We start from the raw sequence: 26,362 nt of genomic DNA, 5'->3' as shown, positions 1-26,362 counted from the left end.
CGTGGGCCCCGCATGGCCCTTGCGTGCCGTGACGGCCGCCCGTAATGCCCGTATCCTCATCAATGCCAGATTCTCTTCCGAGCAGCGGATTGTCGCGGGCGCAAGTGAGGCGAAACGTGGTTCGGTCCGGCGAGGAACCCAGGCCGGCGGGGCGTGCGACGGACGGCACGGGACCCGCCAGCCTCCGCGAGCTGTTCCTCCAGGGCGAGCCGGTAGAGACGGGTGTGCGGACGTCCATCCTGGACTCGTGGCAGCGCTGCCGGTCCCTCGGTCTGTCGCCGGACGCGATCGACCTGCCCTACCGGGAGGACTTCGACCCGGGCGGCCGTATCGTCCGGGCGGCCGTGCCCGTCCTCGACCGCCTTCAGGCCACGTTCGCCGGCAGTCTGGTCAACATCTCGGTCGCCGACCCGAGCGGGACGGTGCTGCTGCGCCGCTTCGGGGATCCGTCGATGCCCAGGAGCCTCCCCGACATCCAGGTCGTGCCGGGGTTCGTCTTCGCCGAGCAGGTCGCCGGCACCAACGGCATCGGGCTGGCCCTGGCGGAGCGGCAGCTCATCCGCGTCTACGGTGCCGAGCACTTCGCGGAGCGCTCCCAGCAGAGCGCCTGCGTCGCGCTGCCCGTCCGTGACCCGCTCAGCGGGCGCATCGAGGGTGTCCTGTGCCTCGGCTATCCCCGCGGCTTCGAAAGGCCCGCGCTGGGCGTCGCGATCCGCAGGGCGGCCGAGGGCATCGAACGGCGGCTGCTGGCGCAGAGTTCAGCCCGTGAGCGCGCCCTGCTGCGGACGTACCTGGCCGCCGGGGCCGGGACCGCCGGTCTTCACCGCGGTGTGGCGCTGGAGGCGCTGGCGAGTGAGTTCCCTGCCCGCGACCAGGCGATCCTGCGGGAGAAGGCTGCCGAACTGATCTCCGGCGCGCAGCGGGGAGCCGTCGAGGTGACCTTGCCCGACGGGCGGCGCGTGACGCTCGTGAGCCGTCCGGTGACCAGCGGCTCCGGTGTGCAGGGCATCGTCATCGAAGCCGTGCTGCCCGGGCCCGTGGCGGGCGAGCCGTTCGTCATACCGCACCAGACGGACGAGCTGTCCGCCCTCACCGCCTCCGCCGTCCCGCTCTCCGCGGCCCGGCCGGCGATCACCCTGCCGTCCGGTCACCTCGTGGCGCCCTCCGGCCCCCTCGGCACGACCGGCGAAGACGGCGGAGCGGCGGGGTCCGGCGGGGCGGCCGGTCCGGTCGCGTCCACCGAGCCCCCCACACCCGCCGCGCCCGACCCGGCGCGCACCCCCGCCGGACGCGTACCGGCGGAAGGCGACCGGACCACCACGCAGCCGACGAGCACGGACAGCGACCGGATCCCCTCCGGTGCCGCCCCGGTCGACAGTGGCCGGATCCCCTCCGGTCCCGCCCCGTTCGACGGCGACCGGAACCCCTCCGAGCCCGCCGTAGCCGGCGGGGACGGACGGGGTCCCGACGGGGGGCACTCCGAGGCGGCGTTCCCGGCGCGGGGGCTGGTGATGCTGGGGGAGCCGCAGGTCGGGGCCTACGCCCTGGCAGCCCGCCGCCGTCTGGAACTGCTGTCCGAGGCCAGCACCCGCATCGGCACCACCCTGGACGTGCGCCGCACGGCGGAGGAACTGGCCGAGACCGCGGCCCCCGGACTGGCCGACTTCGTCACCATCGACCTGCCCGACGCCGTGCTGCGCGGCGAGGAGTCCGCCGACCCCATCGCCGACCTGCGCCGCACGGTCGTCCACGGCATCCGTGAGGGCCTGCCCTTCACACCCCCCGGCAAGCGCGTCGAGTTCGGCCCGACCACGCCGCAGCTGCGCTGCCTCAGCAGCGGCGAGGCCGTGCTGGAACCGGACCTCAACGCCGCCGCGGGCTGGCTCGCCCAGGACCCCGAGCACACCGCCCGCCTGCTGGCCCACGTCCACTCCCTCATCGCGGTGCCGCTGCTCGCCCGCGGGGTCGTCCTGGGCGTCGCCTCCTTCTACCGCGCGGGCAGCCCCTACGGTGACGACGACCGCTCCCTGGCCCAGGAGCTCGCCTCCCGCGCCGCCCTGTCCATCGACAACGCCCGGCGCTACACCCATGAGCGCACCATGGTCCTGGCCCTCCAGCGCCGGCTCCTCCCGCACGGCCTGCCCGACCAGGACGCCGTCGAGGTCGCCCACCGCTACCTGCCCGCCGAGTCCGACGTGGGCGGCGACTGGTACGACGTCATCCCCCTGTCCGGCGCCCGCGTCGGCCTCCTCGTCGGCGACGTCGTCGGCCACGGCATGCTCTCCGCGGCCACCATGGGCCGGCTGCGCACCGCCGCCCGCAGCTTCGCCGAACTCGACTTCCCACCCGACGAGGTCCTCACCCACCTGGACAACCTGGTGGGCCGCCTGGACCGGGAGGACCCCGACGGCAAGGGCGCCGGCGTCATCGGCGCGACCTGCCTCTACGCCGTCTACGACCCGACCGCGCAGCGGTGCCTGATGGCCCGCGCCGGCCACCCGCCGCCCGCCGTCGTCCATCCCGACGGCACCGTGACCTACCCCGACCTGCCCGCCGGGCCCCCGCTCGGCCTCGGCGGCCTGCCCTTCGACGCCGTCGAGGTCGACCTTCCCGAGGGCAGTCAGCTGGTCCTCTACACCGACGGGCTCATCGAGGACCGGAACCGCGACGTCGACGCGGTCCTGGAGCAGTTGCGCGAGGCCCTGGCCCATCCCGAGCGCGCCCCCGAGGAGACGTGCCAGGCGGTCCTGGACACCGTGGCGCCCGCGCACCCGCACGACGACATCGCCCTGCTCGTCGCCCGCGTCCACGCCATGGACCCCCGCCGGATCGCCACCTGGGAACTGTCCGCCGACCCGGCCCTCGTCGGCGAGGTCCGGGCGTCCGCCATGCGGTGGCTGTCCGACCGGGGCCTCGACGAGACCGGCTTCGCCGCGGAACTGATCCTCAGCGAGCTGATCACCAACGCCATCCGGCACGGAGCCGCGCCGATCCGGGTACGGCTGCTCTACGGCAGGACGCTGATCTGCGAGGTCTCCGACGCCAGCAACACCGCACCGCACCTGCGCCGGGCGGCCAGTACGGACGAGGGCGGACGCGGTCTGTTCCTCGTCGCCCAGCTCTCGCAGAGCTGGGGCACCCGCTACCTGCCCGAGGGCAAGGTCATCTGGGCCGAATGCGATCTCGATGCGGCCTGACACCGCCTGATGCGGCGTGACACCTGCTGATGCGGCGTGACGCGGCCGCCGGACCGGTTCGGCCGTCCGCCGGTCCAGCGCAGGCGGTCACCCCGGAGTCCACGCCCCATCGGCGTCGCAGCGAGCCGAAAAATGCCCGAAATGATGTAATTTGATCGCGTGCGCGACGCTCCCGACACGCCCCCGGAGGCGGCTTCACCCTTCGGGCCGGAACCCCTGGTCCGGATCCGCGGACTCACCAAGCGGTTCGGCGGCACCGTCGCGCTGGCCGGGGCAGACCTCGACGTCCACCCCGGCAGCGTCCTCGCCCTGCTCGGGCCCAACGGCGCCGGGAAGTCCACGCTCATCAAGATCCTCGCCGGAGTCCACCACCCCGACGCGGGGCAGATCACCGTCGCCGGGGAACCCCTCGGCAGCCCCACCGCCGCCCGGAACATGTCGTTCATCCACCAGGACCTCGGCCTCGTGGAGTGGATGACGGTCGCCGAGAACATCGCCCTGACCACCGGGTACGGGCGCCGGGCCGGACTGATCTCCTGGCGGGGCACCCGTGCGCGCTGTGTCGAGGCCCTGCGGATCGTCGCCGCCCACCTCGACCCGGACACGCCGGTCTCCGCCCTCGCTCCGGCCGACCGCTCGCTGGTCGCCGTCGCCCGGGCCCTCGCGGCACGCGCGCGACTCATCGTCCTCGACGAACCGACCGCCCGCCTGCCCGCCGCGGACTGCGACCGGCTCTTCCACGTACTGCACGACCTGCGCGACCGCGGACACGCCGTCCTCTACGTCAGCCACCGCCTGGACGAGGTGTACCGGGTCGCCGACCTCTTCGCCGTCCTGCGGGACGGCCGCGTCGTCAGCCACGGCCGGCTGGCGGGGCACAGCCCCGCACGTCTGGTCCGCGACATCGTCGGCGAGACGGACGAACCGGCCGTCCACCGCCCCGCCGGGACCCCGGCCGGCACACCGCCCGTTCTGACCCTCGACGGCGTGCGCACCGCCCGGGCCGGACCCGTCCGCTTCGAGCTCGCGGCCGGGGAGGTCCTCGGCCTGGTCGGCCTCTCCGACGCCGGGCACATGGACCTCGGCCGCGCCCTCGCCGGCGCCCGGCCCCTCCTGGACGGGCGGGTCTTCCTGCACGGGCGGCCGTACCGGCCGCGCACGGTCGCGGAGGCCGTCGCCCTCGGGGTCGGCCTGGTGCCGGGCGACCGGCTGCGGGAGGGCTGTCTCGCCGAGCTGACCGTACGGGAGAACCTCCTGGCGAACCCCCGCGCCGGCGGCGCGGCGGCCGCGCGCTGGATCGGCCCCCGTGGTGAACGGGCCCGGGCCGCCGCCCTGATGGACCGCTTCTCGGTGCGGCCCCGCGACAGCGAGACGCCCATCGCCACGCTGTCCGGCGGGAATCAGCAGAAGGTCATGCTCGGCCGCTGGCTGCGGACGGACCTGCGGCTGCTGATCCTGGAGGAGCCGACCGCGAGCGTCGACGTCGGAGCCAAGGCCGCCATCCACCGCCTCCTGAACGAGGCGCTGGAGGCCGGCCTCGCCGTCCTGCTGCTGTCCACCGACTTCGAGGAGGTGGCGAGCGTGTGCCGGCGCACGCTGGTCTTCGTGCGGGGAGCGGTGACGGCCGAGCTGAGCGGCCCCGCCCTCACCGTCGCAGGGCTGACCCGGGCGGCCTCCGCCATGCCCCCGTCCACGGCCGGTCACCCGTGACGCCGGCCCGGCCGCGCCACCGCCCCGGCGGCCACCACATCGGCGCCTACGGCCTGCTCGTCCTCACCGCCCTGCTCTACCTGGTCTTCTCCCTCGCCCTGCCGGACACCTTCCCCACGCTGGACACCGTCGACTCGATCCTGTCCACCCAGTCGATCCCCGCCGTCCTCGCGCTCGCCGCCATGGTGCCCGTCGTCACCGGCGCGTTCGACCTCTCCATCGGCTACGGCCTCGGCCTGGCCCATGTGATGGTGCTTCAGCTCGTCGTCAACGCCGGATGGCCCTGGCCGCTCGCCTGCGTCGTCGTGCTCGCCGGAGGGCTGGTGGTGGGCGTCCTGAACGGCGTCATCGTCGAGTTCGGCCGGATCGACTCCTTCATCGCCACCCTCGGCACCGGCAGCATGATGTACGCCGTGACCGGCTGGATCACCGACGGCGGCCGGATCGTCCCCGGGCCGCAGGGCCTGCCGCCCGCGTTCACCGACCTCTACGACTCCTCGTTCCTCGGCCTCCCGGTCCCCGCCTTCTACGTGCTCGCCCTCGCGGCCGTCCTCTGGCTGGTGCTGGAGCGGCTGCCGCTGGGCCGGTACCTGTACGTCGTCGGGTCCAACCCGCGCGCGGCCGACCTCGTGGGCATCCCGACCCGCAGGTACACCGTCTACGCGTTCGCCGCCTCGGGCCTGATCGTCGGTTTCGCAGGCGTGCTGCTCGCCGCCCAGCAGCAGATCGGCAACCCGAGCGTGGGCCTCGACTACCTGCTGCCCGCCTTCGTCGGCGCCCTCCTCGGCTCCACGGCGATCAAACCCGGGCGGCCCAACGCCCTCGGCACCGTCGTGGCCGTCGCCGTCCTCGCCGTCGGCCTCACCGGCATCGCCCAGCTGGGCGCCGAGTTCTGGACGGTCCCGCTGTTCAACGGCGGGACGCTGCTCATCGCCGTGGGTCTGGCCGGATACGCCGCCCGCCGCCGGCTGCGCGGAGGCGCGGCCCGCGACGCGCCCGCCGCGCCGCCCCCGTCCTCCCCGGCCGGGGTGGACGGCACGGCGCCGCCCTGACCCCTCTCGGCACACCCCGCCGCGTCGACCCCCTCACTGGAGTCCCCGTGCACCGCACCCGCAAGGCCGCCCCCGCAGTCCGCACCGCGCGGCTCGCCTCCTGTGCCCTGCTGGCCACGGCCGCCGCCCTCACCGGCTGCGAACGCGGTTCGTCCGACGGCGCGGACGAGACCGCGACGGGGCCGAGCGGCTGCCCCACCGTCCAGGCCCGGGCCCGGGAAGCCGTCACCCGGGCCGAGCGGACCGGCATCCCCTGGGGAGGACCCACCAGCGGCCCCGAGGCGGTGTCCGGCAAGAGCATCGTCTACGTCGCCCAGACCATGACCAATCCCGGAGTCGCGGGCGCCGCGAATGGCGTGCGGGAGGCCGCGCGGGCCATCGGCTGGAACGTCCGGGTGATCGACGGCGGCGGTACCCCGGCCGGCATCCAGGCCGCCATGAGCGAAGCGGTCGCCCTGCGGCCCTCGGGCATCGTCATCGGCGGGTTCGACCCCGACTCGACGGCCCAGCAGGCAGCCCGGGCCAACGCGCAGCGCATCCCGCTCATCGGCTGGCACGCCGTCCCCGACCCCGGCCCCAGCCGGCAGCCCGACCTCTTCACCAACGTCACCACCCGCGTCGAGGACGTGGCCCGCATCAGCGCACAGTGGATCATCTCCGACTCCGACGGCCGCGCCGGCGTCGTGCTCATCACCGATGCGTCGATCCCCTTCGCGCGCAACAAGTCCGACCTGATCCGCAAGGAGCTGACGAGCTGCCAGGGGGTGCGGCTGCTCTCGGTGGAGAACATCCCGATCCCTGACGCCAGCACCCGCACCCCCCGGGAGATCTCCTCCCTGCTCTCCCGCTTCCAGGACCGCTGGACGCACTCCGTGGCCATCAACGACCTGTACTTCGCCGACGCCGCCCCCGCCTTCCGCGCCGCCGGTGAGAAGGGCTCCGGGCCGCCGTTCAACATCGGGGCCGGCGACGGCGACCCGTCCGCCTTCCAGCGCGTCAGCAGCCGGCAGTACCAGGCGGCCACCGTGCCCGAGCCGCTGTCCCTTCAGGGCTGGCAGATCGTCGACGAGTTCAACCGCGCCTTCGCCGGCCGTCCCGACAGCGGATACGTGGCCCCCGTGCACATCGCCACCGCGGACAACAGTGTGGGCGCCACCAGCTGGGACCCGTCGGGCTACCGCGAGGCCTACCGGAAGATCTGGGGGAGGTGACGGCCGGTCAGGTGCCGATCCCTTCACGGAACATGCACGGAACCTCGGGATCTCTTCAACTTTCAAGGGCTACTGTCGCGTCAGTCGAGTGGCCGCCGGGGGCCGATCCGAGCGGGGCCCGTCCGCGGCGGCCCTCGCTCCCCCCACCAGCACAGGAGACCCTGCTGTGTACGACGGCGACGTAGTGGTGATCGGCGGCGGCTACGCCGGTGTCCGACTGGCCAGTCGGCTGGACGACACGGCCCGGGTCACGCTGATCGACCGCAAGGAGGTCTTCTTCCACCGCGTCGCCTCCCTGCGCGCGGGCGTACGCCCCGAGTGGACGCACACGCCCTTCATCCCCTACGACCGGCTGCTGCGCCACGGCCGGGTGGCCACCGGCAAGGCCGTCCGCATCGACACCACCGAGCGGCAGGTCGTCCTCGCCACCGGCGAGCGGCTGCCGTACGACGTGGTCGTGATCGCCACCGGCGCCGACTACCCCGAGCCGGCCCGCTTCACCGGCACCACGACCGAGGAAGCGGCCAAGTCCTTCGCCGAGCACCAGCGCAGCGTCGCCACCGCCGAACACGTCCTGGTCGTCGGCGGCGGCCCCGGCGGCGTCGAGCTGAGCGCCGAGATCCGCCTCGCCCGACCGGACGCCCGGGTCACCCTCGCCCACTCCGGGTCCGCCCTGCTGGACTCGACGGGCAGTGCCCGTCCGGGACGCAAGGCCCTCGCCTGGCTGGAGTCCCACGACGTGGAGGTGCGGCTCGACTCCTTCATGTCGCCCGGCAACGACTTCGGCACCTACCGCGACGCCCGCGGCGCCGTCGTCGAGGCCGACCTGTCCTTCTGGGCGACCGGCACCACTCCCAACACGCTCTGGCTGCGGCTGGCCGGACACGGCGACTGGCTCAACCGATCGGGGCACGTGAAAGTCGACCGGACGCTCCGGGTCGAGGGCATTCTGGACGTGTTCGCCGTCGGCGACGTGAACGACGTCAGCGAACTCAAGATCACCCCCGTCGCCCTGGCCCAGGCGGACATCGCCGCCCACAACATCCGCGGCTACCTTCAGAGTTCCGGCAGGCACCGCAAGCAACCGCGCGTCTACCGCCCGCTCCGTCGCACCCCGCTCATCGTGCCGTTCGGTCCCGCCGACGGACTGACCGTGCTGCCCGTACCGGGCGGAGAGTCCGCCGTCCTCGGCAGCCGCACCACCACCCTGACCAAGGCGAAGAGCCTCATGACGCCGTACATGCGCCGCCAACTCGGTTACACGGCCGCCTGACCCGCCGGGCCGGGCCTCCCGCCACCCCACCCCGTCGTTACCCGCGAGTTCAGCCTGGGGTAGGGTCCCCACCGTTTCCGGCTACCGGCTGATGGTGCGCCGGTACAGGGCGTGTCGGAGGGTGGCAAGACGATGGAATCCCAGCGGGGTGACGGCGGATCCGTGGACCTGGACGGCGCGAGCCTGGAGACACTCGCTCCCGAACCGCTGCTGACCAGGGACTACGAGGTGCGCCCCGCGCTCGTGTACGAGCGGCTGCGTGAGCGGCACGGCCCGGTCGCGCCGGTCGATCTGCTGGGGGTGCCGGCCTGGCTGGTCCTCGGCTACCGCGAGTCGCTCCAGGTGCTCCAGGACGACGAGGGATGGCCCAAGGGTCTGGAGAACTGGCGGGCCCGCACCGAGGGCAGGGTGCCCTCCGACTGGCCGCTCGGGCCTTCCCTGGAGGTCAACCACATCCTGATCCAGGGCGGCCCCGGCTACCGGCCGCTGCGCACCGCGTGGGACGTCGCCCTCAAGCCGTTCCAGGACCCCCGCCACCCGCAGGCCAAGCGTCTGAAGTCCGCCGTAACCGCCTACGCCGACGAACTGATCACCCTCGTCGGGCAGGGTGGCGCGACCGGAGTGGCGGACCTGTCAGCGCAGTTCTCCCGGCCGCTGCCGCTGATGGTGGCCAGCCATCTGCTGGGCTTCCCCGGCTCGCAGGGCGACGACGCTCTGATGGACATGTGGCGGGTGCTCGACGCCGGCCCGGACGCCGAGGCCGCACTGGAACGCCTGCTGGCGACACTGGCCGAACTGGCCGCGCTGAAGCTGGAGAAGCCGGGCGACGACTTCCCCTCGTACCTGCTGGCCGCCCACCCGGACCTGTCGCTCGACCAGCTCGCCCGCGAGCTGTTCATGCTGCTGGGCATGACCTCCGACCACGTCGGCATCCTCATCTCCAACACCGTCGTGGAGGTCATCTCGGGCGAGGGCAGTGTGCGCGCCAGCCTGTCCGCCGGGATGGTCCGGGAGAGCATGAACCGAGTGGTCATGCGCAAGCCGCCCCTGGTCAACTTCGTCCCGCGCTTCGCCGCACGGGACACACCGCTCGGCAACTACACCATCCGGGCCGGTGACCCCGTGTGGGTCTCCCCGGGTGCCGCGCACGCGGACCCGCTCTTCGCCGACCACGTCGCCTCGGGCACCGCCATCAGCACCCGGGCCCACCTGTCCTGGGGAGCCGGACCGCGCCAGTGTCCGGCGCGGGAGCTCGCCTCGGCGGTCGCGGCGGCCGGCGTGGGGCGCCTCTTCGAGCGGTTCGACTACCTCGATCTGGCCCTGCCCGCCGACCAACTGCCCTGGCGCTCCTCGCCGTTCATGCGGGGTCTGCGTTCGCTGCCCGTGCGGTACGAACTCGGTTCCGTGCCGCCGCCGCGGCCGTGGGCGGACGCCCCCGCCCCGGGCGTGGCCGAGGAGGTCCTGCCGGACCCGGCCGCGCGGCAGCGCTCCTCGCTGTGGCGCTATCTGACGGGCCTCATCCGCGGCGGCCGCTGACCTGGCAGGACCAAGTCGAACGCCCATCCCGCACCGGCGTTCGTCACGGTCCCGGGATGACGCTTTCACGCCGCAGACGTGACAAAAGGTGCTGGTCCGGAGGGTCCCCGCTCTGCGATGCTCGTGACAGATCCCGGGACAGGGCGCGAGGGCCCGCGGGGGCCGGGCAGGTACACCTCGATGACCTGCCCGGCCGTTCTTCTGTCAGGGGGCGGAACGGGGGGCGGCACCGGGGCGCGTGCGTTGCCGGGGGCGGGGCTCAGACCCAGCCCGACTCCGTGGCGATCCGGACCGCGTCGATCCGGCTGCGGCCGCCCGTCTTCCGGGTGATCGCGGACAGATGGTTGCGGACCGTGGCGGCGGACAGGCACAGCCGTTCGGCGATCTCCCGCGTGGGCGTACCGTCGGCCGTCAGCCGCAGCACCTCCACCTCGCGCGGGGTCAGCGGGTTGGCTCCGGCGTCCAGCGCGGCCAGCGCGAACTCGGGGTCGACGAACCGCTGCCCCCGTACCAGCTTGCGGACACCGTGGACCAGCCGGTCCGGCGGGGCGTTGGTGCTGATGACACCGGCGGCGCGCAGGTCGAGCAGGCGCCGCAGCCGCTCGGGTGTCGTCGAGGCCATCATCAGCAGCATCCGGCACTCCGGGAGCCGCGCTTGCAGCTCACCGCGGACGGCGATCTCCTCGCCCTCCCTGGAGTCCACGCCGATCACCGCCACGTCCGGCCGGCACGCCACGGCGCGCGTGAGCACGTCGCCGTCGCCGTCGGCCTGGGCGACGACCTCGATGTCGTCCTCCCGCGACAGCAGAGCGGCGAACGCTCCCCGCACGAGACGGGTGTGCTCGACGAGAAGAACGCGGATCACGGTCGCTCCCTCTCCGCCGTACGTGGCCCGCAGGGCCACCTTGAACGGATTATCGCCGCACACCGCGGGATTTTCAGGTCGGGCCGCGGTACGACTGATCGAGTGGTGAGGCCCCGGAGCCGGGCGTACCGTCGAACGGTGGACACCGCAGGCAGCAGCCCGCAGCCGGCTTCACCACAGGCGACCACCACCAGGGAATCCGGTGGTGGCGGCAACGCGATGGCGCTGCTGGTCATCGCCTCGTGCCAGTTGATGGTGGTCCTCGACATCACCATCGTGAACATCGCGCTGCCGCACATCCAGAGCTCACTGGAGTTCTCCACCACGAGCCTGTCCTGGGTGGTGAACGCCTACACCCTCACCTTCGGCGGCCTGCTGCTGCTCGGCGGCCGCGCCGGTGACATCCTGGGCCGGCGGCGCGTCTTCATCTTCGGCGTGCTGCTCTTCGTGCTCGCCTCCCTGCTCGGCGGATTCGCCCAGAACGCCGGCCAACTCCTCGGCGCACGCGCTCTCCAGGGGGTCGGCGGCGCCATCGCCTCCCCGACCTCCCTCGCCCTGATCAGCACCACCTTCCGCGAGGGACCGGAACGCAACCGCGCCTTCGGCGTCTTCGCCGCGGTCTCGGCCGGCGGCGGCGCGATCGGCCTGCTCGCCGGCGGCATGCTGGTGGAGTGGCTCAACTGGCGGTGGGTGCTGTTCGTCAACGTGCCCATCGGCCTGCTCATCGTGCTCGCCACACCGCGCTACATCAGGGAGTCCGAACGCCACCCCGGGCGCTTCGACATCACCGGCGCGCTCACCTCCACCGCGGGCATGGTGCTGCTCGTCTACGGCTTCATCCGAGCCGCTCAGGACGGCTGGCGGGACCCGCTCACCCTCGCCTCGTTCGCCGGAGCGGTCATCGTCCTGGCGGCCTTCATCCTGATCGAGCGACGTTCGAAACAGCCCATCACGCCGCTGCACATGTTCGCCGACCGCAACCGCGCGGGCACCTACGGCATCATGCTGTGCCTGGCAGCCGCCATCTTCGGCATGTTCTTCTTCCTCACGCTCTTCGTGCAGAACGTGCTCGGGTTCAGCCCGCTCGCGGCCGGACTGGCCTTCCTGCCGGTCAGCGCGGTCATCGCCGTCGGCGCCGGTCTGGCCTCACGGTTCCTGCCCGTCTACGGGCCCAAGCCGTTCATGGTGGTGGGCGCGATCCTGGCGGCGGCGGGCTTGGCCTGGCTGACCCTCACCGACGTCCACTCCACCTACGCGGGCAGCGTCCTCGGACCGATGCTCGTCTTCAGTCTGGGCATGGGCATGGAGTTCGTGTCCCTGACCCTCATGGCGCTGTCCAACGTGCCCACACCGGAGACCGGCGCGGCCTCCGGACTCCTCAACGCCACCCAGCAGGTCGGCGGCTCCCTCGGACTGTCCATCCTGGTCACGATGTACGGCACGGCCAGCGCCAACGAGGCCGACCGGCAGATCCCGGACTTCCTCCAGCAGGCGACCCCGGCCGAGCGCATCCGGTTCGAACGCACCGGGCAACTGCCCAAACCCTGGTCCGACGAGATCCTCACCGCCGGTGTCTCGGCCGCCTTCATCATGGCGGCGATCTTCACCGCCGTCGCCGCGCTGATCGCCCTGCTCGTCATCCAGGTCCGGCCCTCGGACCTCGAACGTCTCAAGGGCGGAGCGGGCCCCGGCCCGATGTGAGGCCCGCCCCCGGAGCCGCTACGCCCCGATCCTCGCCGCGATCACCGGCGCCAGCCGGTCGGCTATGACCCGGTGCCCCCGGTCGTTGGGATGCACCGAGTCCGACAGATCACCCGACCCCAGCCAGCCGGTGGTGTCGACGAAGGACACCCGCGCGTCACCCCCGGCGACGGCGGCCTTCACCGCGGCCTCGGTCTGCGGGACGAACCGCCCGCGGAACGTCTCCAGTGCGAAGATCCACGCCTGCGGATACGCGGCCCGCACCTTGCGCAGCAGGCTGCTGTACGCCGACTGGAACTGCGCCGTACTCACCCCGTGCCCGACGTCGTTGGTGCCGAGGTTGATGACGACCGCGTCGGCCCGGTAGCGGGAGAAGTCCCAGTCGGGCGTCGCCGCGTTCGGGTTGAGTCTGGTGAACTGCCGCTCCAGCCCCACGCATCCGTCCGCCGCGGCCACCAGGCACGCCCCGCCCTGCGCGATCTGCGTGTGCTCGACGCCCAGCCGCTCCCCGATCAGCCAGCCGTACGCGGTACGGGCGTTCTGCGAGCTCGTCGTGCCCACGGTGATCGAGTCGCCGACGAACTCGACGGTCCTGGCCGGGGCCGGCGGTGCGAACGTCGTCGCGCCGCTGTCCAGGACCAGCCCCTGGAAGACCGCGTCGCCCTTGTACGACCCGGCCACCACCTGGTAGTTGACCTGGAGGGTGTGGTTGCCGGGGGAGAGGGCCGTCGGGGTCAGGTTCACCGTCCCCTTGACGTCGTCGTAGAACTTCACGGGACCGTTGTCGATCCGCGCCCACAGGTCGATCGTGCCGCGCTGCTTCAGCTTGACCGTCCGGCCGGTGAAGCCGGCCCGGTAGTACGCGCCGGCCCAGTACGGGGTGTAGGCCGTGCTGGAGCTGGTGGTGTCCCAGCGGCCGACGAACCTGATGTTCGGGTCGCCGGGCTGCCCGGGGGCCGCCGCCTTCACCGTGGCGCCGGAGCCGAGCCGGGCGCGCACGACCGGGGCCAGGCGCTCGGCGAACCTGGTGTGACCCGCTTCGTTCGGATGCCCGTTGCCGTCCTCGTAATCGGCGCCGTCCGTGAGCCAGCCCGTGGTGTCGACGAAGTGCACCCGCGCGTCACCGGCGCTGTTGCGGGCAGCGACGGCTGCCCTGGTCTCGCCGGCGTAGCGCTTCTTGAGCGTCTGCACCGCGAAGAGATGCGCCGCGGGGTACTTGGCGCGCACGTCGCGCAGGAACGTGGTGTACGCCGACTGGAAGGCGGCGCCGGACACGCCGTGCCCGATGTCGTTGGTGCCGAGGTTGATGACGACGGCGTCGGCGCGGTACCGGGAGAAGTCCCAGTTCGTGCCGCCCGTGCTCGCGGTCCTGAAGAACTGCCCGCTCAGGCCGGTGCACCCCGACTGCGCGACGAGGCAGTACCCGGACCGGGCGATCTGCGTGTGCCGCATGCCCAGCCGCTCGCCGGTCTTCCAGGCGTACGAGTCCAGCGCCAGCCGGTCGGTGAGGGCCCCGGCCGTGATGGAGTCGCCGACGAACTCCACCAGCCCGGCCGGGGCAGCGGCGGCGACGGTCCGGGCCCCCGGGTCCAGGACCAGGCCCTGGAAGACGGTGTCGCCGGAACGGTAGGTCAGGCGCAGAGTGTGCCGGCCGGAGGACAGCGGCCGGGGAGTGAGGTTCACCGTGCCGCGCACGCCCGCGTGGAACACGTCGGGGCCGCCGTCGATGCTCGCGTAGAAGTTGACCGCGTTCCTGGCCCTGACCTTGACGGTGGTGCCGGTGAAGCCGGTCTCCACATAGGCGCCGGTCCAGTTGGGCACCGCGGCGGAGTCCGTGGAGGTGTCCCAGCGCCCGACGTAGGCGATGTTGGGATCGGACACCGAGCCGTCGCCCGGCGCGGCCTGCGCGGGGGAGGCGCCGGCCCAGGACAGCAGGCATGCCATGAGCGCGGCCGCGAGCAGGGCGGGCAGGGCGCGTCTCGGGGAGGTGCGGGGGGATGTCTGCACGGGGTTCCCTTCACGTGGGGGGGGGGGAGCGCTCCCAAGGCAGTCTTCCGAGAGAAGCAGTGAAACGGTTCAACGTCAAGTGATAGGACACGAAAGGAAGTTGAGGCGCCGACGACCGGTGCCCACCGGGGTGGCCGTCCCGTCGCCGGCACCTGTCACGGCCGGGGCCGGGGGAACGTCTCCAGGGCCTCGGCCAGACCCGCCGCGTCCGTGCCGATCTTGCGGTACACGGACGAGAGCAGTTGCCGCACGCCCTGCTCCGTGAGGTGCAGTTCCTTGGCGACGACGGCCGGGGTGTGGCATGCCGCCGTCATCTCGGCGGCCTTGCGCTCCTGCCCGGTGAGCGTGTCCGTCTGCGCGTACCGCAGGGGCAACGGGCGCAGTCCCGCCGCGGACAACTCCCGCCTGGCCCGGGCGGCGAGGCCCTCGGCGCCGCAGTGCACCGCGCCTTCCAGACCCTGGTAGAGCCGGTCGGCGGCGTCGTGCAGGCGGCCGGCCCGGGCCAGCGCGGCGCCGTGACCGACCAGGGCACGGGCCAGTTCGTACGCGGCGGGCGACCGCTGTAGATGGTCGACGGCCTGCGCGTGCAGGTCGAGGCCCGCCTCACCGCCCGTCACCTCAGCCTCGGTGTGCAGCGCCTGGCCGATCGCGGATGCCGCGCCGAAGTCGCGGGCCCGCTTCACGGCGTCCCGCGCGTGGCGCACCGCCCGGTCGGGAGCACTGCGGGACAGGGCCGAGGCCAGTCCCAGCTGCCAGGGGCACCACGCGGGGTTGCGCCAGTCCCGGCTCTCCAGCCACTCGCCGACGCCGGACAGCAGGGGAGCGGCGTCCTCGGGCCGGCCCTCCGCCAGGAGCAGCTCGGCGTAGACGGTGCGCGGGTCGGGGTAGATGACGGCGTTCGGGATGACGTCACCGTAGCGGTACTTGTCGGCGAGCCGGCGTGCCGCCACCACGCGGCCGCGGGCCAGCAGGGTCTGGATCAGGATGCCGATGGCGAACCACTGGGCGGGCACCGCACCCTCCACCCGGTCGGCGATGCCCAGGCCCTCCCGCACCAGGTTCTCGGCCTCGGCCAGGCAGCCGCGGCGGTACCGGATGTACCCGGAGAGGGTCTGGCCGAGGGCCAGATGGGAGCCGCGCCAGCCCTTCGACTCGCACTCGGCCATGCCCTTGGCGAACAGTTCCTCGGCCCGCCGCGGCTGGTCGCAGTACATGAACACCAGCGCGACCGAGACGGGCACCTCGAAGCCCCGGTTCTCATGGGTCCAGCTCAGCCCGCCGCGCAGGGCCTCGCCGGCGTACATGAGGGCCTTTTGCCGGGGCTCGCCGCACATCATGGCGTCCCACGCGCGCAGCCCGAGGATGTAGCGCTCCTCCAGACCGCGGCCGGGCAGCCGGTCGGCGAGCCGGGCCAGCGCCCGCGAACGGCCGGACGAATCCGCCTCGTCGGTGCGGAACGCACTCCACACGAAGTGGTCGGCCTGCATCCGCAGCCGGATCCGGGGGTGGGCGTCGGCCCGCCGGGCCTCGTCGGCGGCCACCGTCGCGGCCTCCGCCATCCGGTCGGTGTGGGCCAGCGCCTGGGTCAGCCGGTACACCATCGAGGCGCGCAGCTCGGGGTCGATGCCCGGATCCGCCAGCGCCTCCCGCAGATGCGCCACGGTGGCGGTGGGCTTGATGAGGAAGGTCGCGCAGGCGAGTTCGTGCAGCAGTGCGGCGCGCTCCTCCGGCAGCGGCGGCTCCAGCAGGGCCCGGCCGAGCAGCCGCCGGGCCGCTTCCGGGGCACCGGAGTGCAGGGCTTCACGGGCGGCCTGCCGCAGACAGGCGACGGCCTCGCTGCTGCCCTCGCAGGGCACCTCCAGCAGGTGCCGGGCCGCGGCGGCCTGCCCGAACCCCGCCGCCCGCACGGCCTCGGCGGCGGAGTTGTGCATCCCCTCCCGCAGGCTCGGCCTGATGGACCGGTAGATCGTGGTGGCGATCAGCGGGTGGAGGAACTCCAGACTCTCGCCGGGCCCCTCGCCGTCGGCCAGGAAGCGGGCGGTGCGCAGCTTCTCCGTGGCCTCGGCCGCCGCCGTGCCGCCGATCGCCGCGATCCGGGCGGCCAGTTCCGGCGAGAAGGCCTGCCCGAGAACGGCCGCCGCGTAGGCGAAGCGGACGGTCGTGGTGCCGAGCCCGTGCAGCCGCTCGATCAGCCCGGGCCCCTTCACGGCGGCGGCCAGATCGCGCATCGCCGGCAGGTCCTCGCTGGTGCCCCTCAGATTGCGCTCGCCGAGCCGGATGGAGAGTTCCACCGCCTCGAAAGGGCTCCCGCCGGTGGCCTCCCAGCACTCCTCGCAGAACGCGTCCTCGGCCTCCTGTCCCACCTCGTCCCGGACGATCCGCGCCACGGCCGTCGCACTGAGCGGCGCCAGTGTGAAGGGACGGTTCCCCAGGTCGGCGGACGGGGCGCTCAACGCCGCTGCCTCAAGGGGCAGTTCGGGCCGGAAGGCGACGACGATCAGCAGCGACAGGTCCACGGCCCGGGGCGCGAACGAGGCCAGCCAGGTCAGTGACTCGACATCGGCCCAGTGCAGATCGTCCAGCAGCAGGACCACGGGCGTCTTCATCACCGCGAGGCGCGTCATCACCCAGTCCAGACCGTCACGCACCCCGGTCGGGTCCGGCACATGGCCGCTCGGCGTGGCGACCAGGCCGAGCGCGGCGGAGACGATGTCGTACCAGCCGCCCAGGAACGCACGGAGCTCCTGCCCGTCCATCGACGCCAGGGCGGGCTGGACCACCTGGCGCACCACGTGGAAGGCCAGCTCCTGCTCCTTCTCACCGCCCCTGCCCGACAGCACGGTGAACCCCTGCGCCCGGGCGCGGGCCCGGGCCTCGGTCAGCAGGGCCGTCTTGCCCATCCCGCCGGGCCCGGTGAAGGCGAGGAGCCCCCCGCGCGGCGCCTGGGGCACGCCGTCGACGGTGTCCCGCAGGGCGTTCAGCGCCGAGTCGAGCGCCCGGAGCTCCTTGCGGCGCTCGAGCAACGGCCGGGTCTCGGGCATGGGCTGCCGCAGCTCATTCGCCATGTGCCGTACCGCTTCCTGTCGTCGGCCATCGGGAGGCAGCGCGAGCGTACGCCTCCCGGTGACCACCGTTCCGGATTCTGGAACGAGCACGACGAAGAAGGGTGAATGACCTGCCGAAGCCGCGTGAAGTGCGGATTCCGCGGGTACCGTGGCTCGAATGGGCACCCGCCCCGCCGCCCGGCGAAGCGCCCCCTCACCCCAGGGCCGGGGCCGCGGGGTCCGCGTAACGAGGCACGGTGCGGGACCAGTAGTAGCAGCCGCGGATCCAGCCGGCCATGCCTTCCACGTAGCCGACGCCCGAAGGGCTCAACTCCGGTTCGATCTCGGCGTAGACCCTCTCGAACTCGCGGATCGTGCGGTTGATCTGCTGGATGGCCAGGGTGACGGCCACCGGCAGGGGGCACTGGTGGGCCCGCTGGTAGGCGAGGGCAAGGTTGATCATGCCGCCGGACCGCTGCTCCTTGACCGCGGAGAAGAGGTCGGGGATCCACACCGCGGCGTCGGCCGACAGCCGGCTCAGGTGTCGCATGAGCGGGTGATGGAGTTCCCCGGGGGTCAGCTCGCACGGCTGGGCGGCCTCGCACAGCGGGTGGAAGGGCTCGACGCCGGCGGTGAGGGACCGTATCGAGGTGCACAGCCCGGACCGCAGGGGGGAGGGGTGGGTCTGGGCCACCGCCTCGTACAGCAGTCCGTGCACGTACTCACGGCTCTTCCAGGCCCAGCGCGCGGCCTGGGCCGGTGTGCACCGCTCACGGACCCGCCGGTAGAGGTCGGACAGGGCCGCTCCGAGCGCAGTGCCCGGCGGTGCGCCGTCCCGCAGGATCGCGATGCTCTCGCACAGCATGGGCAGCAACTGGCCGGGCCGGTGCCGGCCGACCTCCTCGGCCCGGTCGTCGAAGACGAACTGGTAGGCGATCTGGAGGGCGACGAGCTGGAGGACGCCGGGATCCGCGTCAGGGCTGATGTAGGACGCGAGCTCCGCCGGGCGGGTGTGGGAGATCATGGCCGGGACTCCCGGCTCCTCGCTCAGCCCGGTCGCGTGCAGCCATGGGTCGACCCCTGCCGCGGCGGCCGCTTCGTGAGGACTGCGCCGGAACGGGAACGGCATGTAGAGGTGAGCGTCGATCAGCTCCCCCAGGGTGGTGGCGGGCATCACCGCCTGTGCGACCGCCGCCCTTTCCTCATGTGTGGTGGACACCGTTGTCACCGTCCCTCCGGGTCTTCTCCGGCCCGGACTCCGCCGTCGGGGAGCCGGGCGCGAGCGCCGCGGCGTGCGGCGCGGTGCCGCCCGGTGCGTCCGCGCGTGCGGTGCAGATCATCGTCAGCGACCTAGGCCCCAGCGTCGCCCCGGGGCGCGTAGGTGCGACGCGCCCGGCCGGATGCCGTAGCCGCCAGCGGCCTGCGACGGTCGCGAGGGCCACCGTCATCTCGGCCATGGAGAACAGGTCGCCGATGCACTTGCGGCTGCCGACGGCGAACGGGATCAGAGCCCCGTGCGGACCGGCGGCGGCCTCACCCTCCAGCCAGCGCTCGGGCAGGAACCGGTCGGGCTCGGGGAACGACGCGGGATCGTGGTGCAGGAGATAAGGACTGTAAAGGACCGTGGTCCCCCGCGGCAGCAGCCGTCCGGCCAGCTCCGTCTGCCGGGTCGTGACCCGCGTGAAGAGCCAGCCGGGCGGGGAGTGGCGCAGCGTCTCGGTGAGGACGGACCGGGTGTAGACCAGGCGCGGCAGGTCGTCGGCGTCGGGTAACCGGCCGTCGAGAACGGTGTCGACCTCGGCGTGCAGCCGCCGCTCCGCGTCCGGGTGCCGGGCCAGCAGGCTGAAGGCGGAGGCCAGACACATCGAGGGGCTCTCGGAACCGGTGAGCAGGAGGGACACCAACTGGTCGTGCACCTCACGGTCGCCGACCGGGACCCCGCCGTCCTCGGCCTCGGCGGCGGCCAGCAGGAGCCCCAGCAGATCGTCGCGGGGGGCGCCCCGGCGGCGCTCGGCGACGGCTGCGTCGATGAGTTCGCGCACCCGTTCCACCGCACGCCGGTAGCGGCGGTTCGCGGGCGTGGGGAGACGGAACAGGGCGTCGACCGGAACGACCGTGCGGACGAACAGGCCGCGGACGATGGCGGCGAGGCAGTGCCGCACCTCGTCGGCCGCGGCGGGGGAGAGCGAGTCGGACAACAGGAGACGGCTGATCAGCCGGGTCGTCAGACCCAGCGTGGCCGCACTGACATCGACCCGTTGCCCGGTGCGCCAGTCCCGGCACAGCGACTCCGCCTCCTCGGCCATCACATCCGTCTGCGCGGCGACCCGGGCGGGACGGAAGGTGGGTTGCAGCAGTCGGCGCTGGCGCCGGTGCTGCGCATGGGGGCAGGTCACGACACCGTCACCCATCAGCGCCCGCAGCCTCTCGTACTGCGGCCCGCCCTTGTCGAACGTGCGGGTGTCCCGGAGCATCCGGTGCACCAGGTCCGGGTGACACACCATCCACGCCCGCTGGGGTCCCAGGCGTATCTCGACGAGATCGCCCCGCGCGGGAAGAGAATTCAGAAACTCCAGCGGCCGACGGAACAAGGCGATACCGTGGCCGATGGATGGGAATATGCCTGGAGCAGTACCAACCGTCCATGCCTGTTCCGATTCAGGAACGCAGCCGTTCATGGAATACCACCTGCTTCAGTCGACCTGGAAAAACGGTGACGTTTCACCGACGTGGCGCTTGCCCCATGTCCTGCCCAGTCCAAGCCTGCCGCCGACTAGGCGAACCCTTTCTCCAGGGGGGCGCACAGGTGCACGGGGAAGGCGCTGGGGGAATCACTTCCGATGCACGTCCCGCAACTGGTGTTCTGCTTCCGCCACTCGACCGACCCAGCGTGTCCCGACGTCTTTTCCGTATACACGGATCCGGTGAGGAATGCCGTTGTGAGTGATCCGTCGGCATCCCGTCCGACGGAAGGACGGGATGCCGACGGGCTCGGGTCAGGTACGGCGGTAACTCTCGGGCGGCGCCAGGTACCCGCCCGCCGCCCCACCCGTCTCGATCACGATCTGGTCGACCGCCATTCCCGGATCCACCATGAACACCCTCAGCACGTGCTCACCGGGCGCGGACACCGTCACCCGGGCCGTCAGCTTCTCGACGCCCTCCTCCACATTGCGGGCCCACGCGTCGCCCCGGTTGCCGGTGGCGATCGCCTGGCCGGACAGAACCGCCGGCGGCTGGTCGTCGAGGCCGACCGCGAGACGCCGCTTGCCGCGTTCGTCCAGGGAGGGCAGCCGGAAGACCGTCACCGGGAACGTGCCGGCCGTGGTGAAGCGGACCCGGTACCGCAGCTCCGGTGAGCGGGCGGTGAGGTCCTCGGTGATCGGGGGTGCCGTCGTCGGCACCGCCTCGACGGCGGCCGTACGGCGGCCCAGCCCGCGGACGATCCGCCAGCGCGCCCCGCCCCGCGGCACTGCGCGATCGAAGTGCGCGGCGTCGATCGACACGTAGCCGTGGGCCTCGACGAAGCCGCGGGCCCGCCGGCGGGCCCGCTCCCCGTCGTCGACCACGAGCAGCGGCACCTCGATGCTCCGGCCCGCTGCGGTGAAGGTCAGCGTCGGACGGTGCGTGCCCTCCGGCACGCGTGGCCAGTCGATCTCGGCCCACACCCGGACCTGGTCGGTGAGTTCTCCTCCCGTCGTGCTCAGCCGGATCCACGGGGCGCTCGGCTCGGCGTGCCACTCCAGCGGGAGGAAGCCGGTGTTGAAGACGTCCACGAAACGCCGGTCCCGGGTGTAGGAAGAGAACGACAGCGGGCGGCCGGCACCCGTCTCGTTGCCCTCGGCGGCCACTCCGAGGCCCGACGTCTCCTGCCGGGGGATCCTGGTCACGGCCGGGCGGCCCGGCGCCTTCGGGATCTCGGAGGGGTAGGGGTTGACGATCCCGTCCCACTTCCCGCCCGCGATGCCGGTGTTGTAGCGACGGGTGATCGCCTGCTCCTCGGCGTGCGCCGCCTCGGCGAGGTCCGCGAAGCGGTTCGTTCCGGCGCCACGGCCCTGTCGGACCGCGAGCGCGTTGCGGTCCGCCCAGTAGTACTTCACGTTCATCAGGTACGCGCCGTGGACGGGGTACTCGACCAGCTGGTAGTAGGCGTCCCGGTACGCCTCGGGCAGTTTCGAGCCCAGCCGCCGCGTGCGGTCCAGCAGTTGCTCGTACTCCGACATGCGCCGGCCCGCCTCGTCGCCGTGGTGCACCGTCGAGAAGACCGCCTTGTCGATGAACTCCGGGCGCCGCTGTGCCGCCAGCCGGTAGTACTCGGTGCGGATCGCGGCGATCTCCGGGCCGTACCTCCGGCCGAACTGGCGCCCGGCCCACTCCACGAGGAAGTCCTCGACGTCGCCGGGGCCCCGTCGGTCCACGTCCCAGGCCATGTCCAGGCAGAAGGACAGCCCCGTCTCGATCGACTTGATGTCACCCACATTGAAGATCCACATGCGGTCCGCCCGGTGCTCGTGGACCCGCCGCAGCTCCTGCCACACCTTGCTCAGCTGGGTGGTGTCCAGCCACAGGTAGCTCCGTGGGCGCCCCCAGTAGGAGAGGTGGTAGTAGATGCCGTTGCCGCCGGGGCGCCGGCGCTCGGACTCGTCGGGGAGCTGGCGCATGTTGCCGTGGTTGTCGTCCGGCCAGATCAGCGTGACGTCGCCCGGGACCTCGACGCCCGCGTTGTACAGCTCCAGGACCTCCTTGTACGGGATGAAGATCTGCGGCTCGGCCGCCGGGCCCACTTCCTCGGCCAGGATGCGGCGCTGGTCGGCGATGATGTCGTTCATCACCGCGACCTTCTCCGGGACGGTGGTGGCGTACTTCGTCTCCAGCGCGGAGTCGTGCAGACCGCGCATGCCGATCGTCCAGCTGCTCTCGTAGCCGGCGTTCTGGCGGGCCCGGGCCCGCCAGTAGTCGGAGATGACGGCCGGGTTCACCGTGTAGTCGTAGACCGGCAGGGTGCCGTCGGGGTTGCGGTGCTCCTCGGCCCACGGCTGCCACTCGTGCACGCCGTTGCGCAACATGGCCTCGGGGTGGCTGGAGCCGACCACGATGCCGTAGCGCTCGGCCAGTTCGGGGTTCTCGCGGTGCTTGTTGAAGAAGTCGGAGTAGGGGTGCATCGCGGGCCAGAGGTAGTTGGCCTTCAGGCGGAGCAGCAGTTCGAAGACCCGCTCGTAGGTCTTCGGGCCGATGTTCTTGTCCGGCTCCTGGGTGCGGCGGGACCAGGTGGTGAGGTTCTGCTCGTCGTTGATGAAGACGCCGCGGTAGCGGACGGCGGGCTCCCGGCGGACGAAGGGGCCTGCGGGGACCGTCACCGTGTCCCGGCGGACCACGGGGACGTCGGCCCACCAGTACCAGGGCGAGACGCCGATGCGTTCCGAGGTGTCGTAGACGCCGTAGACCGTGCCGCGGCGGTCGCTTCCGGCGATGACCAGGGCGCGTCCCACGCCGGGCAGCGGGCGGTCCACGACCTGGGTGACGGACGCCTCCCAGCGGCCCTTCACCCGGGATACGTCCAGGCGCCGCTGTGCGATGAGGCGGTCGATCACCGGGCTCGCGCCGATCGTCCCCACCAGGACGAGGAGTTCGGTGCGCGGCGGTACGGTGTGCACGAGCCGCGGCCGCACGCCGCCCACGCGCTCCACATCGGCCTGGAGGTCACCGGCCGCGCGGAGGACGGCCGGGTCGTCCGCCGCGTCCACGAAGACCTCCACGGCGGTGCCGTCCCGGAGCAGGGGGAAGTCGGGGCGGCGGGCCGAGGGGGCGGCCTCGGCGGCGGCGACGGGGAGGAGGGGGGCGGCTCCGGCGGCTGCCATTCCCCGCAAGAAGGACTTGCGGGTCACGGACGGGAACGACGGTCTCTGCGGCACTGGGCACTGCCTTTCCGCGCCGGCTCCGCGGCGGTTCCTCGTACGGGCCGTCGGCGGGCTGCGCGCACAGGGGGTTGGCATGGGCAGGCTAGAAAGCGCTTGCCACGGCACCCTAGGCGAGGCCGTGGGAGGGCGTCCAGATGGGGGCCGTGGGACCGCCGCGGCACGTCGGCACTCGCCGACTGCCCGCTGGGCGGCGGCACTTGACGCATCTGGTGCCGTCGCGCGCCCCGTGGATGATCGGTAAGTTGGCGGCTGCCTCGCCCCCCACGGAAGGTCAACCCGGTGCGCCCTCGACGACTCCGTTCCGCTCTCACCGCCCTCGGCGCCATGGCGACGGCGACCGCTCTGGCCCTCGGCCCGGCCGGCCCGGCCACCGCCGAAACCCAGCGCCCCGTACCTGCCGGCCGGACGGCCGCCGCCCACGGCCTCACTCCGGTGACCGACCTGCTCGTCGAACGGCTGTTGCTGGCCGACAAGGTCGCCGCCGCCAAGTACGGCACGGACACCCCGATCGACGACCCCGCGCGCGAGGCGCAGATCCTGGACGACGTCCGGGCGCGGGCATCCTCCCTCGGGCTCGAACCGGATGCCGTCGCCGCCGCGTTCCGGGACCAGATCGAGGCGAACAAGCTGGTGCAGCGCGCTCTGCATGCCCGCTGGGACGCGCACCCGGGCGAGCGCCCCACCGAGCGCCCCGACCTGGCAAGGGAGGTCCGCCCGGCCCTGGACCGCATCACCACCGGGCTGCTCGCCGCGCTGCGGGACACGGAACGGACCCGGACCGGGCCGTCGTGCGGCCCGCGCCTGGCCACGGCGGTCGGCTGGTCCGCGTACACCCACCGGCTCGACGTCCTGCACCTGGAGGGACTGGGGCGGGCGTTGCCGTCGGTGTGCGCCGGGCCCAGGTAGGCCTCGTCCGTCAGGCAGAACCGCCGGCCTCGACGAACCGGGCCAGGTTCGCCAGGGCCATGCGTGTGCCCGTCTCGTTGTCGGCGGCGGGCACGGCGTCGGGGATGCCCTCGTGGACCATGAGCACGTCGGTGCCGCCTCCCTGAGCGTCGGTCAGCGTGGTCGTCAGCGTCATGGCGCCGCGCAACGCGGGGTCGACGGACTCGAACTCCAGCACCTCGACCACCTGCTCGTCCGGCACCAGCCGCGCGAAGTGACCGTGGTAGGTGTCGGTGTGCGCGGCCGACTTCCCCGAGGCGTCCGGCGCCTCGTAGGTGAGCGACACCCGGAACCTGCCGCCCTCGCGGGCGTCGAACTCGTGCACCTCGCCGCTCATCCCGTCCGGCACGCGCCAGCGCGCGATCGCCTCAGCGCTCACCAGTGCCCGGTACACGGCGGCTCGGGGAGCGTCGACATGACCGGAGGATCGGGACGTGTACATGAGCCCACCCTACGGGGCTCCTGACGGATCCCGGCGGCGTCGCGACGCCCGGCACGCACCGAAACCGCCGCTCACCCACCTCACTCCTGGCGTGAGCTCCACCTTCGGTGAGCCGGAGACGCCGCATGTGGTCATGGAGCCCGGATACGCCCCCTACCAGGAGGAGTTCGAGTTCTGCCGCCACTTCGTGATCACGGTGGCGCTCCGGCTGACCGAGATCAACGCACGCGCTGTACCGCTCTCGTGGCGATGACCCGGCGAGAGAAGAAGTGCGACGCACCGGCGAGAGCCTGGCCGACACCTGGCCGGGCCACGCCGAGGAGTACGAGATGGCTCCCCGGCTCGTCTGCCGGGTCCGCTGCTCGGAAAAGCTTGTGATGCGTCCAAAGCCGCTGGTGATCGACTTGGCGAGCTGTGGGATCATCCCCGATGGATCCGAGGGAGCGGCCAGTGCAATTACGCAACGTGCTACCGGGTGATATCGACGCCTATGTTCGAATGCGGTGTGATCCCGTCATGATGGCCGACCTCGGCGGGGCTCTGCCGCGAGCGGGGATGGCCGACACGGTCCGCCGGGACGCCCAGCAGGCGGCAGCCGACCTTGCGTGGGTCAAGATGATCGTTCCCGATCCGGTTGCCCCGGACGTGGTGGCGGGGACGGTGACCATACGGTTCCGTGACATCGGTGAGGGGCCGATGTCCGAGATCGGCTGGATGGTTCTGCCTGAATTCCAAGGGCAGGGGGTGGGTAAGCGTGCGGTCCGCGCGCTCCTGGAGCAGGCCCGAGACGAGGGCCGCTGGGGTGTCGTGCACGCTTTTCCGGCCATCCAGAACGCAGCGTCCAACGGCATCTGCCGTTCTGTCGGCTTCCGGTTCCTCTCAGAGGCCGACGTGACCTTCGCAGGCCGGACTTTCCTGACCAACCACTGGGCCATAGACCCGGGGACGGATTTGAGCTGATGACCCGGCCGCAAGGCCCTGCTCGTTCTGTTCGGACAGGGCCTTGAGGCCGCACCGTGCTGCGCCTGTGCCGTCCTCGATGTCGGGACGGGCACGGGTGCCGCCGCCGCAGGTGCATCTGAGCGGGGAGCGAAGGTGACGGCGGTGGATGCCGAGCCCGGGATGGTCGTCCGGGCCGCGCTGGCGGCTCCGGAATCGGAGTTTGCCGGTCCGGGCGGTGGATTCGCGTTGCCTCACGCAGCCCTGATGGCACATGGCCAGGCTTGACGTCGCCCTGCTCAAGGCGATGGGCTGAGGCTTCCGTCGTCAAACTGGCCTTGGCCGGTCAGCCATCGACAGCGGTCGGTTTCCTCGGCCAGCCGGGGGTTGCGCCCTTGGGCGAGGCGCCTGGTCAGGGCTGGGTGCCGCCGTCTTCATCGTCGCTATGAGCGCAAGGCCGAGCACTTCCTGGGTTTCGCCGGGATCGCTGCCATCCTGATCTGCTACCGCCGGCTGGACGTG

At 72.5% G+C, this 26,362-nt stretch carries 18 protein-coding genes and 1 pseudogene; 12 read left to right on the top strand and 7 right to left on the bottom strand.

What is annotated here, in order from left to right:
• Nucleotides 1-116 precede the first annotated feature (116 nt).
• The 6 genes from AB0E85_RS10550 (at nt 117) to AB0E85_RS10525 (ending at nt 9,979) form a co-directional block, all read left to right on the top strand.
• Nucleotides 117-3,197: a SpoIIE family protein phosphatase gene (locus tag AB0E85_RS10550; protein WP_361924683.1), complete on the top strand. Its 3,081-nt coding sequence runs from the start codon at nt 117-119 to the stop codon at nt 3,195-3,197.
• A 159-nt stretch (nt 3,198-3,356) separates the two neighbouring features.
• Nucleotides 3,357-4,907, top strand: coding sequence for a sugar ABC transporter ATP-binding protein (locus tag AB0E85_RS10545; protein ID WP_361924680.1), 1,551 nt, complete (start codon nt 3,357-3,359; stop codon nt 4,905-4,907).
• Entirely contained in the window at nt 4,904-5,959 is a 1,056-nt protein-coding gene (locus AB0E85_RS10540; RefSeq protein WP_361924678.1) for an ABC transporter permease, read from the top strand. Before AB0E85_RS10545 ends, AB0E85_RS10540 begins: the two co-directional genes overlap by 4 nt.
• Before the next feature lie 47 nt (nt 5,960-6,006).
• Entirely contained in the window at nt 6,007-7,170 is a 1,164-nt protein-coding gene (locus AB0E85_RS10535; protein ID WP_361924676.1) for a substrate-binding domain-containing protein, read from the top strand.
• Nucleotides 7,171-7,336: 166 nt separating this feature from the next.
• Entirely contained in the window at nt 7,337-8,443 is a 1,107-nt protein-coding gene (locus AB0E85_RS10530; protein WP_361924674.1) for an FAD-dependent oxidoreductase, read from the top strand.
• Between the two features lie 132 nt (nt 8,444-8,575).
• Nucleotides 8,576-9,979 carry a cytochrome P450 gene (locus AB0E85_RS10525; protein WP_361924672.1) on the top strand — a complete coding sequence of 468 codons (1,404 nt, stop codon included), beginning with the start codon at nt 8,576-8,578 and terminating at the stop codon, nt 9,977-9,979.
• A 259-nt stretch (nt 9,980-10,238) separates the two neighbouring features.
• Here the strand turns inward: AB0E85_RS10525 and AB0E85_RS10520 are convergent, their stop codons facing one another.
• Nucleotides 10,239-10,844, bottom strand: coding sequence for a response regulator transcription factor (locus tag AB0E85_RS10520; RefSeq protein ID WP_361924669.1), 606 nt, complete (start codon nt 10,842-10,844; stop codon nt 10,239-10,241).
• A 219-nt stretch (nt 10,845-11,063) separates the two neighbouring features.
• On the opposite strand from AB0E85_RS10520, the gene AB0E85_RS10515 reads away from it, so the two are divergent.
• Nucleotides 11,064-12,545: an MFS transporter gene (locus tag AB0E85_RS10515; protein WP_361924726.1), complete on the top strand. Its 1,482-nt coding sequence runs from the start codon at nt 11,064-11,066 to the stop codon at nt 12,543-12,545.
• 18 nt (nt 12,546-12,563) lie between these two features.
• Here the strand turns inward: AB0E85_RS10515 and AB0E85_RS10510 are convergent, their stop codons facing one another.
• The 5 genes from AB0E85_RS10510 to AB0E85_RS10490 form a co-directional block, all read right to left on the bottom strand.
• On the bottom strand, nt 12,564-14,552 hold the full coding sequence (locus tag AB0E85_RS10510; RefSeq protein WP_361924667.1) for a GDSL-type esterase/lipase family protein: 1,989 nt from the start codon (nt 14,550-14,552) through the stop codon (nt 12,564-12,566).
• Between the two features lie 155 nt (nt 14,553-14,707).
• Nucleotides 14,708-17,617 carry an AAA family ATPase gene (locus AB0E85_RS10505; protein WP_361924665.1) on the bottom strand — a complete coding sequence of 970 codons (2,910 nt, stop codon included), beginning with the start codon at nt 17,615-17,617 and terminating at the stop codon, nt 14,708-14,710.
• 193 nt (nt 17,618-17,810) lie between these two features.
• Entirely contained in the window at nt 17,811-18,815 is a 1,005-nt protein-coding gene (locus AB0E85_RS10500; protein ID WP_361924663.1) for a (-)-alpha-amorphene synthase, read from the bottom strand.
• Nucleotides 18,799-20,274 (bottom strand): cytochrome P450, encoded by a 1,476-nt coding sequence (locus AB0E85_RS10495; RefSeq protein WP_361924661.1) that lies wholly within the window; start codon nt 20,272-20,274, stop codon nt 18,799-18,801. Before AB0E85_RS10495 ends, AB0E85_RS10500 begins: the two co-directional genes overlap by 17 nt.
• A gap of 318 nt (nt 20,275-20,592) precedes the next feature.
• Nucleotides 20,593-23,454: a glycosyl hydrolase 115 family protein gene (locus tag AB0E85_RS10490; RefSeq protein WP_361924659.1), complete on the bottom strand. Its 2,862-nt coding sequence runs from the start codon at nt 23,452-23,454 to the stop codon at nt 20,593-20,595.
• Between the two features lie 339 nt (nt 23,455-23,793).
• Here AB0E85_RS10490 and AB0E85_RS10485 point away from each other — a divergent pair, with 339 nt between their 5' ends.
• Nucleotides 23,794-24,420, top strand: a complete 627-nt coding sequence (locus AB0E85_RS10485) for a chorismate mutase (protein ID WP_361924657.1) — start codon at nt 23,794-23,796, stop codon at nt 24,418-24,420.
• A gap of 10 nt (nt 24,421-24,430) precedes the next feature.
• On the opposite strand, the gene AB0E85_RS10480 is transcribed toward AB0E85_RS10485, so the two are convergent.
• A complete protein-coding gene (locus AB0E85_RS10480) occupies nt 24,431-24,901 on the bottom strand; it encodes an SRPBCC domain-containing protein (protein ID WP_361924655.1) in 471 nt (156 codons plus the stop codon).
• Nucleotides 24,902-24,992: 91 nt separating this feature from the next.
• Between AB0E85_RS10480 and AB0E85_RS10475 the strand changes: the two genes are divergently transcribed.
• The 4 genes and pseudogenes from AB0E85_RS10475 to AB0E85_RS10460 form a co-directional block, all read left to right on the top strand.
• Nucleotides 24,993-25,154 carry a hypothetical protein gene (locus tag AB0E85_RS10475; protein WP_361924653.1) on the top strand — a complete coding sequence of 54 codons (162 nt, stop codon included), beginning with the start codon at nt 24,993-24,995 and terminating at the stop codon, nt 25,152-25,154.
• Between the two features lie 197 nt (nt 25,155-25,351).
• On the top strand, nt 25,352-25,861 hold the full coding sequence (locus tag AB0E85_RS10470; RefSeq protein WP_361924651.1) for a GNAT family N-acetyltransferase: 510 nt from the start codon (nt 25,352-25,354) through the stop codon (nt 25,859-25,861).
• An 18-nt stretch (nt 25,862-25,879) separates the two neighbouring features.
• Nucleotides 25,880-26,128, top strand: coding sequence for a methyltransferase domain-containing protein (locus tag AB0E85_RS10465; protein WP_361924724.1), 249 nt, complete (start codon nt 25,880-25,882; stop codon nt 26,126-26,128).
• A gap of 129 nt (nt 26,129-26,257) precedes the next feature.
• A pseudogene (locus tag AB0E85_RS10460) lies at nt 26,258-26,356 on the top strand (IS5/IS1182 family transposase); the annotation flags it as partial.
• Between the last annotated feature and the right edge of the window lie 6 nt (nt 26,357-26,362).

This window comes from Streptomyces sp. NPDC029044 (assembly GCF_040637495.1).
Classification (GTDB): Bacteria; Actinomycetota; Actinomycetes; order Streptomycetales; family Streptomycetaceae; genus Streptomyces.
Note: the sequence above shows the minus strand (reverse complement) of the source record. Positions and strands in the feature narration are given on the sequence as shown.